The organism is Chryseobacterium sp. JM1, assembly GCF_000737715.1.
Taxonomy (GTDB): Bacteria; Bacteroidota; Bacteroidia; order Flavobacteriales; family Weeksellaceae; genus Chryseobacterium.
Genome location: NZ_JPRN01000020.1, coordinates 31,436 through 47,208 on the forward strand (window position 1 = coordinate 31,436; position 15,773 = coordinate 47,208).

13 protein-coding genes are annotated in these 15,773 nt (G+C 37.9%); 1 reads left to right on the forward strand and 12 read right to left on the reverse strand.

The window, feature by feature from the left end:
- The 10 genes from IW22_RS21830 to IW22_RS21875 form a co-directional block, all read right to left on the reverse strand.
- Positions 1-3,450, reverse strand: a complete 3,450-nt coding sequence (locus tag IW22_RS21830; RefSeq protein WP_034731273.1) for a hypothetical protein — start codon at positions 3,448-3,450, stop codon at positions 1-3.
- A 2-nt stretch (positions 3,451-3,452) separates the two neighbouring features.
- The gene (locus IW22_RS21835) at positions 3,453-5,081 is read right to left on the reverse strand and encodes a T9SS type A sorting domain-containing protein (protein ID WP_034731275.1); all 1,629 of its coding nucleotides are present in this window, start codon (positions 5,079-5,081) and stop codon (positions 3,453-3,455) included.
- Between the two features lie 448 nt (positions 5,082-5,529).
- Positions 5,530-6,558, reverse strand: coding sequence for a ferrochelatase (gene hemH / locus IW22_RS21840; RefSeq protein WP_034731277.1), 1,029 nt, complete (start codon positions 6,556-6,558; stop codon positions 5,530-5,532).
- A gap of 47 nt (positions 6,559-6,605) precedes the next feature.
- On the reverse strand, positions 6,606-7,886 hold the full coding sequence (locus tag IW22_RS21845; protein WP_034731279.1) for a cryptochrome/photolyase family protein: 1,281 nt from the start codon (positions 7,884-7,886) through the stop codon (positions 6,606-6,608).
- A 24-nt stretch (positions 7,887-7,910) separates the two neighbouring features.
- On the reverse strand, positions 7,911-8,576 hold the full coding sequence (locus IW22_RS21850) for a MarR family winged helix-turn-helix transcriptional regulator (RefSeq protein WP_034731281.1): 666 nt from the start codon (positions 8,574-8,576) through the stop codon (positions 7,911-7,913).
- A 183-nt stretch (positions 8,577-8,759) separates the two neighbouring features.
- Positions 8,760-9,455, reverse strand: coding sequence for a lycopene cyclase domain-containing protein (locus IW22_RS21855; protein ID WP_034731283.1), 696 nt, complete (start codon positions 9,453-9,455; stop codon positions 8,760-8,762).
- Positions 9,456-9,457: 2 nt separating this feature from the next.
- Positions 9,458-9,916 carry a sterol desaturase family protein gene (locus tag IW22_RS21860; protein WP_034731286.1) on the reverse strand — a complete coding sequence of 153 codons (459 nt, stop codon included), beginning with the start codon at positions 9,914-9,916 and terminating at the stop codon, positions 9,458-9,460.
- Entirely contained in the window at positions 9,916-10,383 is a 468-nt protein-coding gene (locus tag IW22_RS21865) for an SRPBCC family protein (protein WP_034731287.1), read from the reverse strand. Before IW22_RS21865 ends, IW22_RS21860 begins: the two co-directional genes overlap by 1 nt.
- Before the next feature lie 28 nt (positions 10,384-10,411).
- A complete protein-coding gene (locus IW22_RS21870) occupies positions 10,412-11,248 on the reverse strand; it encodes a phytoene/squalene synthase family protein (protein WP_034731288.1) in 837 nt (278 codons plus the stop codon).
- Between the two features lie 2 nt (positions 11,249-11,250).
- Positions 11,251-12,723 carry a phytoene desaturase family protein gene (locus IW22_RS21875; protein WP_034731289.1) on the reverse strand — a complete coding sequence of 491 codons (1,473 nt, stop codon included), beginning with the start codon at positions 12,721-12,723 and terminating at the stop codon, positions 11,251-11,253.
- Positions 12,724-13,138: 415 nt separating this feature from the next.
- Here IW22_RS21875 and IW22_RS21880 point away from each other — a divergent pair, with 415 nt between their 5' ends.
- Positions 13,139-13,873 (forward strand): hypothetical protein, encoded by a 735-nt coding sequence (locus tag IW22_RS21880; RefSeq protein WP_034731291.1) that lies wholly within the window; start codon positions 13,139-13,141, stop codon positions 13,871-13,873.
- A 101-nt stretch (positions 13,874-13,974) separates the two neighbouring features.
- On the opposite strand, the gene IW22_RS21885 is transcribed toward IW22_RS21880, so the two are convergent.
- The gene (locus IW22_RS21885) at positions 13,975-14,442 is read right to left on the reverse strand and encodes a VOC family protein (RefSeq protein ID WP_034731293.1); all 468 of its coding nucleotides are present in this window, start codon (positions 14,440-14,442) and stop codon (positions 13,975-13,977) included.
- 65 nt (positions 14,443-14,507) lie between these two features.
- Complete coding sequence (locus IW22_RS21890) at positions 14,508-15,752, reverse strand: hypothetical protein (RefSeq protein ID WP_034731295.1); 1,245 nt, start codon at positions 15,750-15,752, stop codon at positions 14,508-14,510.
- Between the last annotated feature and the right edge of the window lie 21 nt (positions 15,753-15,773).

Genomic DNA, 15,773 nt, shown 5'->3' on the forward strand with positions numbered 1-15,773 from the left:
TTAGTTTTTATAATTATAATTGAATTCTTTCATGATATTTCCGTTAACATCTATCACCTGTTTAAGCCTGTTGGCAGGATCATAAATATAAACCTCTCTGATCCCTGAAGGAGGCGTTATACTTGTTACTCCAATCAACGGATCATAAGTATAGGTGGTCATAATGAGACCCGCATTATTTTTACGGAAAGTATCCAAAGCTCCTATAAATATATTTTCTGTACTTCCATTCACATCTTCACCAGACCTGGTAATAATATCAGAAACTCCAGCAAGTGCCATAGCCTGAGTATAATTGACACCTTCTACCTTTGCAATGAGTTTCGTACTGTTATAGCCCCAGATAAGTGATACAGGAATACCATCCTTTTTCGTATACTGCAATAAATTCCCTTTCGCATCATACTTATCGTAAGTAACTTCAGTATCCATATTAACTACAGAAAGATTACTGCTTAAAACCGATGAAGGAAGGAAATTATCCTGCTGATCGAACTTAGTTTCTACACGACTGACCTGTGTGCTTGAACCAGCATCACCCGACCTGACTTCTATATTCAGAGGGACTCCCGTCATCCCCTTATTCACTAAGCGGGTGTTATTTACATCAGACGCATAATCATAACTGGTCGTTATTACTTTACCCTCACTGGTTGTTACAATACTGGTATCCAGATCACCTGAGGCTGTGTAGTTCAGATCTGTTTTTTCCACAAGAGTCTTATTTCCAAAATAGGAAGTATCAGATGTAACTTTTAATCTCCTTTTACCTGTAATTAAAGGATTAAAGATAAAACGGTATTTAGTGGTAGGCAGTGGATTCTGATAGGTATGACCGGTATAAGACAATCCTGTTATGCCACACCCGCTGACAGCATACGGATAGAAATTTTTATTAGGATCCAATGGCCCAGTAGATGAATTTATCATGCTAAAGGAAGGATAAACACTGGAGGTATTGGGTAAATCATCGTAGATAAACATCTTGGACGTGACTTTATTTTGATTCTGGTCATATTTTTCGATCAGTGTATTTTCCCCGTTGGAAGGAATATCAATCTTGGGAACTCCCTTTATTAGTGAACTCGTAAATTCATTATTGGTAAAATAGTACACGGTTGAACCTTTTGCTGTTCCGTCCAAAATATTGATGTCTTTTTCTGTAACCTCGCTGTAACCAAAAGGCTTGTTTCCGCTTATCCCAAAATCACTTGAATTCACTGACAGGTCGTTAAAAATGGAAACGGATTCCACATAGCAGCCACCCGTCTGAACAGTAGGCTGGCTTTTATAAGTTGCCCCAATAATCAGATTTAATGGTTCGAACTTGTAGATTAATTTTCCCAGCTTATAGCTGTACTGTTTATGAGATAATAAAGTGCTGTTTTCAAAATTTTTGATCGATTTCACTCTCACACCACTTCCATAAGAGATAGATTTGTCAACATCCGTATCATCATAATATCTGACCTGAGCGGATACTACAGCACGATGTGATCCGTCACTACTTCGGTATTGCAGAGGGTTTTCCACACGTACATAATACTCTGTGGTAGGATCGCTGTCATAAGCCACTGTCAATTCTTCATCCCATACACGTTGATGCGTCTGTTCAAAAGTAGGCCCTCCCACATCAATTGACCATTCCTTAATAATTGTATTAACAGGCTGCCCGTTGACCATTTTTCTTTTGAAAAATTTTATTTTACTGTCCCACATTCCATAAGGCTCATAATGGGACTCCGGATAATTGGGTCCAGAAAATCCGTCATAAATGGTATTATTGAATTTTATGATCTGAGTCTTTGAGAGCTTAAAAACAGGGCTTTCAAGAAAAGTATAACCTCCGGGTACGGTAGAAGCTCCCCTGTGGGTTACACTGAAATTTTTAAAGGCAGACCATGCCTGCTCCGGTGTAGGAATAAACTGATTGGAAAATGTATTGGATTCGTACTCAAACTCAGTACGTGCTCCGGTGGGATAGGCTACTTTTGTAAGAATATTGGTAGTAACGAAATTCTTGTCTGTAAATCGCATGGTTCCATAATAAGGGTAGCTGACAGTCATTCCATAATTCTTGTAGGGAACTTTATTCAGATAATCGAAAAACGACAGGTCAGGAAGAAGAGTCGTACTGTTCGAACCGTTATTATATCCGTAAAAATCTGAGCTGGACATCTTAGAGGGCATCGTTTTTGCCATGTCATACTCAAAAGTATAGGGAGGTATATTCTGAAGAGGAGTTCCTACTTCATTGTAATTCACTTCCTGAATTGAATTTAGCTTCAACCTTTTATTTTTATAGCCTTCTTCTGCATTCATGGTTACAGGATTAAAATAGGTAGTCCCGAATACAAAACTTTTAATTATCTTATTCGGATATTTTGATTTAATATCAATGGAGGCCAGTTTTTTAATGGGAACTGATGGCTGCTGCGGGCGGATATCTTCCCTGTTATCCAGATTGAAATCTATTTTGGTGTCCTCCGTTTCAATCCCGATTAATGTCTTTTTGTCATTCGTTGTAGAATTGTTATTGGTAATTACATTTGCACTTATCGGACCGTCAAAACTTGTAATACGCGCTGTTTGTGAAGGGTATAACTGATTGGTGCTTTCGTCCTGATACATGAAGTTGATGACTTTACCACTTACCAACTCAATTTTAGTAACTTTAAAAGTATAGCCTATATCCGTATAGCTTGTCAGATTAGTTTTGGATTTTTCTATGGCATAAAAATAAAATTTATCTCCTTTGTTTGTGGTCGCAATCCACCCCTGTCCGTTTTTGGAAAATTTAACATCCGCATTGCTTTCCATAAACAGGATTTCACTGTTGTTTTCAGGATTGAAGAAAAATTTCCCGGAATATCCATAAAAGTTATAGATAAAAATATCCGGCTGCCCCTTCTGTTCTTGCAAATCATTGATAATAAACGGAGAATCGTCTACGGCCGGATTGGTGATTACCATACCTCCACCATTATACCCGTTGTATCCTACCTGTAGTCTTGATATTTGACTATGCGCGTAAAGCGTTGGAAAATAGCTTTTAAAAATAGTGTAGCCTCCATTATTATTAAAACCATCGCCGCCAGACAGCCAATAATCTTCTTTTCCTCTGATCTCCTGAACAACAGTACCCTCCGGCATAAAATTCCAGCCCAGACCTACCCACGTAGCCTCATCTGCAACCTTAACCCCTGATGTATGGTAGCTTAATGCCAGCGGTATTTCTATATCATCCACCTTTAATGTATATAATGGGACAGATACCTCAGCAGTTCCCGTATAATGTCCTACAGGAATATCTCCAAACCTTCCTAATAAGGCTACTTCAGGAGACGTGGGAACATTTCTTACACTGGGATCATACTGGTTTTGATTTCCCTGTCCGAATATATTGTTTAACGAAGCCAGTAGTATGATGGCTATTGTAGTTTTCTTCATGGTTATTTTTTAATCAGTTTGGCGTTAGCCGTTTTGTTGTCATCCGTTTTAATGGTAATGAGATAGGCTCCCTGGATGAGGTTATGCGTATTGATCTTGGTGACCTTATTTTTAGTTTTCACAGTCTGAAGCTGCCTTCCACCCATGTCATACAGGATAATATCAGCTTCTTTAAAGTCAAAGCCTATTTCTACATAGGTATAATCTGCTACAGGATTAGGATAAATTTTGATGTCTTGTTTTTCAATCAGCTTATCTAATTGTTTATCTCCAAGTTTCACAATCTTCCAGTTTTCTTTACCCAGTTCCTCTGCACTGGTTCCCGCTAAAATTATTGAGCCATCTTTATTCAGTTTCAGATCAGAAAGTCTTTCCTCTTTTTTTCTGGATTCCCCTTTCACATGTTTTCTCCACTGCTCATTTCCGTCCATATTCAGATACAGCATCCAGAATGTCTCATCATCTTTTTCTATTTTTCCTTCTGCCTGGGTATAGCCGCCAAGCAGAATTCCTTTTGAACCTTTATCATCTGCATCATGCAGCACACTTATGCCCATTAAAATATCTCTGTTTTTAAAATTGTAGGATTTTTGCCAGATTTCTTCGCCTCTTTCATTTAATGAGATCAACCAAAGATCCGTTCCTTCTTCAATTCCGACGGTTTTATTCCCTGACCGCTCAGATCTGGATTCACCGCCAATTAAATATCCCGTTGATGTTAATACTAACGTTCTTACATGATCATCGGCTTTCCCGCCATAGTTTTTTTCCCATTCTACTTTCCCGGTTTTATCCAGCTTAACGATCCAATAGTCGCCCTCACCGAAATTATCAGTAGACTTAGCGATTCGGGATACAGGATACGAGGTTGCCGGAGACGGCTTATCTGAGGAACCTAAACCCCGCATCTCGGAACTTCTCGAATACATTCCCAACAGTGCTCCACCGTCTTTTGTAGGGATCATCTTTTCTACTTCATCCAGTCCTTTCCCCCCTAAGAGGATTTCTGAAAGTACCTTTCCATTTTTATCCAGCCTGGTGACCACTACATCTTTGGAACCATATCCACCTGCTCCCTGAGAAGAATTGGCAGAAGGAAGACTTTGTCTGTTTCCTGCAACAAAAAATCCAAAATCAGTCGTCTGAATAACTGATCTGGCTTCTTCATCTGAACTTGAACCTATAGTCTTTTGCCATAATTCATCTCCTGATTCGTTGATTCTGATCAGCCAAATATCTGAACCTCCTTTGGAATCATCTTTTTTATCCTGTCCTTTGCCGGAATAAGAGGTTCCTGCTAAAAGAAATCCTCCTTCCTGTGTCGCTACAGAAGTGGAAAGATAGTCGTGGTCCTGCCCGGAAAAATATTTTTCCCAGATCTGTTCCCCCTGTTGATTCAGTTTGATTAAATGAAAATCATAGCCGTTGTTGGGTTTTTTGTTGGTAGTTGCCTGCTGATTTTTTGTCTGAATACTGCTGCCTGTAATAAGATACTGCTGATCGATCGTTGTGATCACCTGGCTCAAAAAATCCTGTGTAGAGGATTTGATATCTTTTTGCCAGATAACTTCCTGACCAGAAACGCACAAGGCAGTGCATAGGAATAATGCACCTGTGTAGAGTTTTCGCATGGATTATTAGTTATTTATTTTTTGTTAAAATTTTGCTCGAATATAGTCTTTTCCACCCATCGGAGACCTACGAAAAAGAGCAGTTTTACGTGAAATTTATCATATTGTATCAATAAGGGACAAAAATGCAGTGATAAGCCCTCTGGTCATGAATGGTTCAAAACAAAATCTAAATGATGCTAAAATAAAATCAAAAGACGGCAAGGAAAGAATGATTACAATATGTCAATCGTTTTGACCATTTGAAAAGATAATATGTATGAAATTGTGGAAATTTCATTGCAAGATTGTTGATTTATCTCATGAACAAAAAGTAAAGGAGGTGATACATTCCGGATCTGTAGCTTCTTTCGCTGTATTGACAAGACAGAGCCACAACAAATAAAATCCTGCAATGTTCATTACAGGATTTAAAATTTTAAAAACAGGTATCAAGGTATCAGTGTATTTAAACCAAATAAAACTCCTGAAGTTTTTCTTCACAAAGTTCTTTTACTACTTCTATCCACCGGTCTTCATCATTCAGGCAGGGAATATAATGGAACTGCTCTCCTCCCGCATGCTGGAACTGCTCTTTTCCTTCTACTGAAATTTCTTCCAGCGTTTCAAGACAATCCGAAACAAAGGCAGGGCAAACGATCGCCAGGTTTTTTACTCCTTTTGCGGGAATGGTTTCTAAAGTTTCGTCTGTATACGGTTCCATCCATTTATCCTTGCCCAACCTCGACTGGAAAGAAACGATGGTCTTTTCTCTTGGCAGGCCTAGCTTCTCGATTACTTTTTTGGTAGTATCAAAGCATTGGTGGCGGTAACAGAACTGATGGCTTGGATTGGTCTCTCTTGAGCAGCAGTCATTGAGATTGCATGTTTTGGTAGGATCTGTTTTGAAAATATGTCTTTCGGGAACACCATGGTAGGAAAACTGCAATGCATCAAAATTTTCAGGAAGCTTTTCTTTAATACTTTCTGCCAGACAATTGATATAGATGTCTCTGTTGTAAAACGGCTGAATATAGTTGATTTTTATACCCGGAAATTTCTTCTTTCGTACTTCTTCCGCTTTTTCTATCACAGATTCCGTGGTACTCATCGCATATTGCGGATACAATGGGAAAAGTACAATTTCAGAAACACCCTGATCCACCAATTTCTGAATGCCGGATTCAATACTGGGCTGCGCATACCGCATTCCTATTTCTACCGGTACATCAACGATTTTCTGAAGTTTTTCCTGCACTTTTTCAGTGATCACAATGAGTGGGGAACCTTTATCCGTCCAAACTGTTTTATACGCTTCTGCAGATTTTGCAGGTCTGGTATTTAAAATAATCCCCTGAACAAGCAGAGCACGGAAAATCCACCGATAGTCTATTACTCTTTCATCCATCAGGAATTCATCGAGATATTCCCTTACATCCTTTACCGCTGTGGATCTTGGCGACCCAAGATTTACCAATAAAATTCCTTTTTTAGCCAATGTTCTATATTTTGGTTATACTCTTTTTCTAATCGTTGGTCAAAGACCTAATTCAATGCTTTCTTATACGTTTCCAATGCTCTTTCTCTGGCAAATTTGTGCTCGACCATCGGTTTTTGAACATAAGATTGCGGAAGCCATTTTCTGATGTATTTCAAATCTTTATCAAACTTTTTAGTCTGTTCTTCGGGATTAAATATTCTGAAATAAGGTGCTGCATCGCAACCACAACCTGCCGCCCACTGCCAGTTTCCGTTATTGGCGGAAAGGTCATAATCCAGCAGTTTTGTGGCAAAGTACGCTTCTCCCCACCTCCAGTCGATCAGAAGATGTTTGGTGAGGAAACTTGCTGTGATCATTCTTACCCTGTTGTGCATAAAACCGGTTTCGTTGAGTTCCCGCATTCCTGCATCTACAATGGGATAGCCTGTTTTACCCTCGCACCAGGACTTGAATTCCTCTTCATTATTTCTCCAGGGAATATCTTCGTATTTTTTCTTGAAACAATGGTTCACAACGTAAGGAAAATGAAACAGGATCTGCATGAAAAATTCTCTCCAGATCAGCTCATTAAGCCAGGTTTCGTTATGTTCAAGAGCAAATTTCACACACTTTCGTACTGAAATGGTCCCGAAACGAAGGGCAATTCCAAGGTGCGTAGTATGATCCATCGCCGGAAAATCTCTGTATTGGTGATAAGAGGCTACAATTTTCTTCTCAATTGCGGGTTTTGTGAATTCTATTTCTGTCTTTTTAAAACCGATGTCTTCAAGGGTCAGAATCTCTACATCTCCTTTTAATATGGCAAACTGACTGAAATCTGTATTATAAAATTCAATTTCTTCTAAGTTTTCCTTCCATTTTTTTGAATACGGCGTAAAGACTGTATAAGGAGACTGATCATTTTTAAGGATATCCTGTTTTTCAAATATCACCTGATCTTTGAAATCTGAAAACTTGATTCCGTTTTTTTCAAGAAAACCGGCTACCTCATCATCTCTTTTTATGGCTTGCGGCTCATAATCCCTGTTGCAGAAGACGGTATCAATTTCAAATTCATTCATCAGATTTTTGAAAATATCCAATGGTTTCCCATGATAGGTTTTCAATCCGCTGTTATGATTTTTCAGTTCTTGATTAATTGCATCTAAAGCCTGGTGAATATAGTCTACTCTTTTGTCTTCCCTGTCTTCAAGATGATTCAGAATGTCGGTATCCAATATAAAAACAGGAATGACTTTCAATCCGGAATTAAGAGCATGATACAGACCTGCATTGTCTTCCAGCCTTAAATCCCTTCTGAACCAGAAAATATTAATTTTGTCCATCTTCTCAATTTTTGAAAGCTGTGATCAGTTTTTCTCAAATGAATATTCGTCAAATACCGTTCTTATCAGGTCTTTAGTGTCGATATTCCTGCAGAAAATAGGATAATGAAAACGGTCCAGCTTATTAAGAATCCTGATAAGTTCCATTTTATCCTGATAAGTCAGGTTTCCTGCCACAATATCCGTAGCGTTCCGGATTTTATCCATCTGCTGATCCAAAGCTTCAAGCCCGGCCGGAGTAATGGTGATCACTTTATTCCTTTTATCTATATCGGAATCTGCCTGCTCTATCCACCCGTGTTTCAATAATCTTGCGATAATCAGCATTCCTACGGGTTTATCCTGAATATTCTTTTTAATAAGTTCCATTTTGGTCATTTGACCAAATGCTTTTAAATTGATCAGATAAATAAAATCTTCCTGTGTCGCAAAATGAGAGTCTGAAATAGCAGATTTGGAATAGGTTTTTGCATACCTGTTGAGGTGTACCAGCAAAGTGCTTATGGCACTTTCGGGCGTTCTTCCGTTTTCCTTCCCTTCCCAATAAGGTTCGTTGATTTCCGGAGGTGTATTTTTTGCGGATATCCAAGTTTTAAACCCTTCAATATCTGAAGGATAAGATCCTGAAATGTTTTCAATTTCAAATTCCTCGAGTAGAGTGAGTACGTCTTTTATGATGGGATAGTTCATTGCTGTTGTTAAATAGGATACAAATATATCACTTATTGAAATATTAAAATACAAATAAACTAAATAAGATTTGATTTATTTGTCAGATGATCGTCTGCCTGCCCTAAAAGCAAGCCCAATTTGACATGAAACCTGAGAGATTCACACTGATCACATCACACAGTAAAATTTTCACCTAAAAGGTTATTCATTGGGCTCATTTCTTTTAAATTTTTGAAACAGATAGATATTCCATAAAATCATTTCATACCCATATACCGTATCTTCAACCGGAATGGTAAGCATTCTTATCCCTATAAAATTCTCAGGATTGTAGTTCACCACAGGAGATTCCAGACCGGTTCCGGTAAGTATGCCGTTTACGATGAGGAATCCCGGCATCAGTAAAAGATAAATCAGAGATGCTTTCCCTATCCATCTTGCTTTCAGCACAAAATACAGGGTGAACATACTGATGGCTGTGGATAAAAAAGTAATCAACGTATAGATTTTATCATGAAAATAAACAGCCATTCCCAATGCAGAAATGATGGAAATGATCACAAATATTTTCTCAGGAAGCAGTTTCCAATCCAGGCGGAAAAATTTGTCAAGGCAGAAATAGGTGAACATACATGAAAACGGAATACAGAAAAAAAACAGTATTTCCTCAATTGGAAGGCCACCGATTCTGATACCCAAAAGATAGGCATCATTGAACCACCAAACTCCTCTGCTGGTAAACCATATATCCCAAAAAATAAAGACCAGAGCCACTATGAACGCTGCCTTGAAAAAAGCAGGAAAATGTCTGTTGAATTTTATTTTAGGATGAAATGAAAAAACAAAACAGATGATTACCGTAAAAAAATTAATCAAAAGATAGGTGTAGTGCAACATGGTCAGACTTTAGATTTATTGAAATACATTTTAAAATATTTGATGGGCACCCAAAGAAACCCAAAACACTCTCCTTTTTCTTTTCCGGTATGTTTATGATGCTGTTTATGGGCACGTCTTATAGCCAGCAAATATGGATTCTCTGTATTGCGAAGGATTTTAAGTCTTTGATGTATAAAGATGTCGTGGACAAAAAAATAAGCCATTCCGTATAATGCTATTCCAACCGCTATATAAAACCACACATTAAAATGCTGTGTTGTCCCGTAATACATTAAAAGTATTGTAGGTAAGGCAAAAATGAGAAAGAAATAATCGTTTTTCTCCATACTTCCTTCATTGCTGTGATCATGATGGTCTTTATGAAGCATCCAGAGAAATCCATGCATGATATATTTATGGATGAGCCAGGTCATCCCTTCCATGATCAAAAATGTACTTACTACAATCAGGAGATTCATTACTTTATTTTTTTATTGAAACGTTCTTCTAAAACGGTGTACCTATAGCTGAAGACATGTTCAAGCTTTTTTCTGACAAAGATTTTGTGGGCAATTTCGCCCAAAAACCCTAAAGGAAGTTCATAATGTACCGTATCTTTCATCAACACTCCTTTTTCATTGACTATAAATTCATGGTGGTGATTCCATAATGTATAAGGTCCTTTTTTCTGAAAATCCGTAAAACTTTTTTGAAAATCAACCTGAGTAATTTCCGTCTTCCATTTCATCTTTATTCCCAGTACAGGAGAAACATAATAATCAATAATCATCCCTTCAAAAATTTCATCATCCTCCATTTTCGTAAGCACTATAAAGTTCATATCCTTCGGAGTAATTTCAGAAAGATTATGGGCGGAAGAAAAAAACTTCCATGCTGTTTCTATATCACAATTGAGTTGCTGTTCCCTGTAAATTTTATGTATCATTTTCTATATGATTTAAATGTAAGTGAGTTTAAAGAAGCGACACTTTATACTGCAGATAGCTGCTCATCATTAAAGATAATTTTTTACCGTTGGATATTCTTATTCTCTGGTTAATCATATTAACGGCAGAAGTTCGTTTAATTTTCCGGAAAAGCGAGATGTAATACCGGTAAGCCAAATAAACCCCGAATCTGGCAGAGCCCGGCAGTTTTTTGATTCCTTCCAAAGCCATTTTAAATTCTTCTTCAATCTCTTTTTCAATATGGGCCTTTACGGTATTGTCAAAATATGAAATATCAACATTCGGGAAGTAGCAGCGTCCTAAAATCTGATAATCATCTTTCATATCCCGGAGAAAATTGACTTTCTGGAATGCAGATCCCAGTATCATGGCATACGGTTTCAGCCGTTCAAATTCTCTGGAGTTTCCTTCCGTAAAAATATGAAGACACATCAGTCCCACTACTTCAGCAGATCCTACGATATATTCTTTATATAAATCTGAATTATAATCTATTTTCTGAAGATCCATTTCCATACTTTTCAGAAACTGATGGATAAGACTATAGTCAATATTATATCGGTGTACCGTTTCCTGAAACGACTGCAAAATCGGATTCAGGGAGATTTTTTCTTCCAATGCCTCAAAAGTCTCGGCTTTGTACCTTAACAGAAGTTTATGCTTATCATAATCATGAAAGCTGTCCACGATTTCATCGGCCAGACGGACATACCCGTACACAGCATATATGGGATTTCTTATTTTCGGGGAAAGCGCCATTATTCCCAGAGAAAAACTTGTACTGTATTGCTTCGTTGTTTCTCGGCTTACTTTGTACGAAAGGTCGTCAAACAATTTTTTCATAATTAATTTATTTTACTGGCTTCGTTAGCTGCTATTTTACCTGAAATAATAGAAGGAGGAACTCCCGGACCAGGAACAGTAAGCTGTCCTGTATACAGGAGATTTTTTATTTTTTTATTCCGGATGGATGGTTTTAAGACAGCGGTTTGTGATAATGTATTGGCAAGACCATACGCGTTTCCTTTAAAGGCATTATAATCTTCTTTAAAATCGTTAATGCAATAACTTCTTTTATATTCAATTTTTGAAATAAGACCAGAAGTTCCGGTATGTTTTTCGAGTCTTCCCATCATTTCGTTAAAATACTTTTCCCTCATTTCCTCATCATCTTCTATTCCGGGAGCAACGGGCATTAGCAAAAATATATTTTCACAGTTTTCCGGAGCGGCAGCCTTATCCGTCTGAGATGGACAGCACACATAAAATAAAGGCTTTGTAGGCCATTTTTTATCTTCATAAATTTCATGGGTATGAAGCTGCAAATCGTTCTCAAAGAAAAGGGTGTGATGTCTCAGATTTGGCACTTTTCCTTTAATCCCCAAATAAAAAATAAGACATGACGGAGCCAATGTTTTCTTCTCCCAATAGGACGATTTATAATTTCTGTATTGCTCAGGAAGAAGGTCACTTTCTGTATGCTGATAGTCTGAAGAAGCAATGACCATATCAAATTTTATGCTTTTTCCATTGACTATCAAGCCATCAGCATGGCCATTTTCAACCGTAATTTTTTCAACATTTGAATTAAAATGAAAACCCGCTCCCTGCTCTACGGCGATCTTCATCATGGCTTCGGTCAGTTTTGAAAAACCTCCCATAGGATACCAGGTTCCCAACTTGTATCCTCCGTAATTCATCAGACTGTATAATGCCGGAATATCTTTTGGAGCTGCTCCGAGAAAAATAACCGGAAACTCCATTAAAGTAATCAGCTTAGGGTTTTTAAAATATTTTCTGACGAAGCGCTTAAAATTGGTAAAAAGATCTAAGTTCAACGCACTTTTAGCTATGGTAGGAGAAACAAATTCCAGCCACGAATGGCAAGGCTTATTGACAAAATCTTTCATTCCCACTTCATATTTGTACTGTGCATCATTCATGAATTCATCCAGCTTTTTGCCCGCACCTGATTCTAAACTTTCAAACAGGGTTTTCATTTCCTCAAAATCACTGGGAATTTTCATAATTCCATCGGAAAAAACCATTTCAAATTGCGGATCTAAAGCGACCAAGTCGTAAAAATCGGATGCTTTTTTCCCAAAATCCAAAAAGAATGCCTCTATAATATCCGGCATCCAATACCAGCTAGGTCCCATATCAAACGTATACCCGCTTTCGGTTTTGAACGCTCTTGCCCTTCCGCCCACGCTGCTGTTTTTTTCGAAAACATGAACTTCATGCCCGTCTTTCGAAGCATAAGCCGCTGCTGAAAGTCCTGAGAAACCCGATCCTATAACTGCAATTTTCTTTTTCATCTCCAGTTTTTTTTAAATGAGTATTGGTTATATAGGATCTTCATAGATTCTTCCGGTAACGTCAGTATATTTTTTATGATGCGATAGTTCATTATAATCATTATAATAGTATACAAATATACCAATTTATAATAAAATAAAATATTTATATACTAAATAATTTTAAAACAGATAACGACTATAGTTTCAAGGCGTTTAATTTTCTATTGCAAAAATTTTATTACACGTCAAGTTCTGTCGTTACCCCGATAGATATTTGTTTAATAAAATTAATCAAGATGGAAAGGAACATTAGAAATATGGGTGGACATCTTTTAGTCAGAGACCACCTTAAAAAATAAGACTGAAATGAAGAATACTCTATTAAAAAGAGCCTTCAATCCATATCAATTAAAACTTGCTAAATTTTTAAGTTATGTCAAACTACATCGAACTCAACGCAAACAAAGTATATCCAAAAGGAAATGCTAAGATTTCTAAAAAAGATTCAGGAGAAATCCTGGTCACAGAATTATCGAAAAGTACCGACGGGGTGACCATCGATACCAACGGGGAAAATAAATTTGAACTTTCATTACAGCCGGTTAATATTAACGCAGGGCTTGTATTTGGAGCTTCCATGAATATTCTTGACAAATATAAGCGTGTAAAAACAGTAGCTCAATGGGCTTATCACTATGAACCCGGAAAAGACTATTCTGTTTTGGCAGTCAACAGTTTGCTGGAAGGCAAAGAGATTTTAGTCCAGTTCTTCAAGAATGGGCAGGAAGTTCATCAATATACGGTAATCAACCAACCCAACTCACAACATACAAACTGGATCGGATTGGTTTTAAGCCTGGTAGCGTCTGTAGCAACAGCTGTCATTTCTGCCATTGATTATGAGAAAACAACAACCGTGACAACCGGACCTGATGGAAAAACAACCACAACGGTAACCACTAAAAAATCTTTTGGCGGCGGTGGTTCAGCTAAAAAATCATCATCTCCGAACGACCCGAGCGGGCATGTAGATTTTGATCATATCTATATCACATCAAGCAGAGTCTTCGATACGGAAGTGTATGAAGAACTGGATGGCCCAATTAAAGAGGTAGTCTTTACCGGTAATTTTGAAAAGTTGGAATTACAATCAATATCTAATATATGATTCTAAAAAAGTGAGAAAGAAGATTAACGATTAATCTTCTTTCTTTTTTTATGAGCAGACTCCAAGGTCGAAGAGTCATTTTCTATTAATATTAATGTGGATTAATCACTTGAGCTGCGATCTGCCATTAATTGTTCGGCCAAACCAATCAGCAGTCCGTCCTTTGCCCTAATATAGCATAAGCGGTAAGAATTTTCATACTGAACCAACTCGCCCACTAACGTCGCGCCGTGTTTCAGAAGTCTGGATACCAGTTCATCAATATCCTCCACCGTAAACATCACCCGAAGATAGCCAAGCGAATTCACAGGAGCAGTCCGATGATCTGAAACCGTGAGTGGATGTATAAATTTAGAAATCTCCAGTCTGCTGTGTCCGTCCGGAGTGACCATCATAGCAATCTCTACATTTTGTGATCCCAGTCCGGTAACCCGGCCTGCCCATTCTCCCTCAATGGTTGCGCGCCCTTCCAGTTTCAGTCCGATTTCTTCGAAAAAAGCAATGGCTTCATCCAGTGATTCTACGACAATACCTACATTGTCCATTCGCAGTAATTTATTCTTTTGCATAATTTAAAATGTATTAAAATTTACAACTTTTGTTTATGCCAACAACGCATTTTCACATGCATCACTTACCTGTTAAACGGATATTCATTGACCCAGTGAAAACCACGACTGTTTAGCTTATAATCTTCCTTTTTCTTTCTTATTGTTTTCATCTTTACAGAGTCTCTGCCAATATTTCCAGCAAAAATGATGCTGTCCTTCTGAACATCGTAATGCAGAAAGGCATATATGTTATCCCGTTCCGTTTTACGAAGGGTAAGCGTTTTTTTTCCTGTATCTACAAGACCATGAAACGCCCTAGTACTGTCATTATTAAGAATTATACTGGTCTTGCCAGCGTGACTGATTAGTATTTTTTTCCAGCCAACAGAATCGTTGCTACAGAGCGGTACTCTCTGATTGTTTATTATCAATTTTTCAACACTGTATGCACCCTCCATAGGTACAGCTGGAGGTGTATAAAACAGCATTGACGAAGAACTGAATATAAAGAAAGCTATTACGAGGCACTTTACGCTAATAAGGGCAATACGTTTCCATCTTTTGTCGGATGTCCGTTTTTGAAAGCGTAACTGCGATGGCTGATGCAGAATAAAAAAGCGATACAACGCAATGGCATCACCGCTTACCATAAATACACAAAACAAAACAATATGGCTGGAAAATATTTTTACCGGCACATCATAGAAAAAATTAAGCAGGGCCACATTGATCATCACTGTCATGGAAAAAAGTGCACCAAAAGTTTTGGTTCGCCTGAAAAGAAGCAAAAATCCACCCATCGCTTCCAGCAGTCCGGAAACAAATGTATATCCTGTGGAAGATCCCATCATGGTCCATACCATACCCATGGGCGACATATCGCCCACTTTTTCTTCGAGCCTTCCGATTGAATTAGCGGGAAACTGCCCGTTGTGCAGTTTTGCAAAACCATACGAAAGCATGATCATAGCTACATAATAACGCACTACCACTACCGTAAACCAATGAAGATCTTTAAATGTACGCTGTTTTTTATCTGTTAGAAGTACAACAACTCCAACCACTGCGGCTAGGCCAATATTGACAGCCACTACCCAATAATCTAATGTCGTATCCCCGCTGCCGGTCATCTTAATAAGCTCCACCTGCTGCTGAAAAACATTTTTACACAGCCACAACACGCCGTTTTTGTATATTCCCTGTAAAGGCGAAAACTGTGACGTGAAGATAAAAAGATACACATAAGAAATGACATACAGGTGCAGGAAACGTAATAAAGCATTGCGCTTTCTTTGATTGGGAAAATTGACAGTACTGTTATTGTCCATTGTAATAATATTTATTTTAAA

Bases quoted from the DNA above. Each gene is read 5' to 3' on its own strand.
- IW22_RS21885 (WP_034731293.1), bottom strand. From the start codon at position 14,442: ATGCAAAAGAATAAATTACTGCGAATGGACAATGTAGGTATTGTCGTA.
- IW22_RS21860 (WP_034731286.1), bottom strand. From the start codon at position 9,916: ATGAATCTCCTGATTGTAGTAAGTACATTTTTGATCATGGAAGGGATG.
- IW22_RS21880 (WP_034731291.1), top strand. From the start codon at position 13,139: ATGTCAAACTACATCGAACTCAACGCAAACAAAGTATATCCAAAAGGA.
- IW22_RS21855 (WP_034731283.1), bottom strand. From the start codon at position 9,455: ATGTTGCACTACACCTATCTTTTGATTAATTTTTTTACGGTAATCATC.
- IW22_RS21870 (WP_034731288.1), bottom strand. From the start codon at position 11,248: ATGAAAAAATTGTTTGACGACCTTTCGTACAAAGTAAGCCGAGAAACA.
- IW22_RS21830 (WP_034731273.1), bottom strand. From the start codon at position 3,450: ATGAAGAAAACTACAATAGCCATCATACTACTGGCTTCGTTAAACAAT.
- IW22_RS21890 (WP_034731295.1), bottom strand. From the start codon at position 15,752: ATGGACAATAACAGTACTGTCAATTTTCCCAATCAAAGAAAGCGCAAT.
- IW22_RS21875 (WP_034731289.1), bottom strand. From the start codon at position 12,723: ATGAAAAAGAAAATTGCAGTTATAGGATCGGGTTTCTCAGGACTTTCA.
- IW22_RS21865 (WP_034731287.1), bottom strand. From the start codon at position 10,383: ATGATACATAAAATTTACAGGGAACAGCAACTCAATTGTGATATAGAA.
- IW22_RS21835 (WP_034731275.1), bottom strand. From the start codon at position 5,081: ATGCGAAAACTCTACACAGGTGCATTATTCCTATGCACTGCCTTGTGC.
- IW22_RS21850 (WP_034731281.1), bottom strand. From the start codon at position 8,576: ATGAACTATCCCATCATAAAAGACGTACTCACTCTACTCGAGGAATTT.
- IW22_RS21845 (WP_034731279.1), bottom strand. From the start codon at position 7,886: ATGGACAAAATTAATATTTTCTGGTTCAGAAGGGATTTAAGGCTGGAA.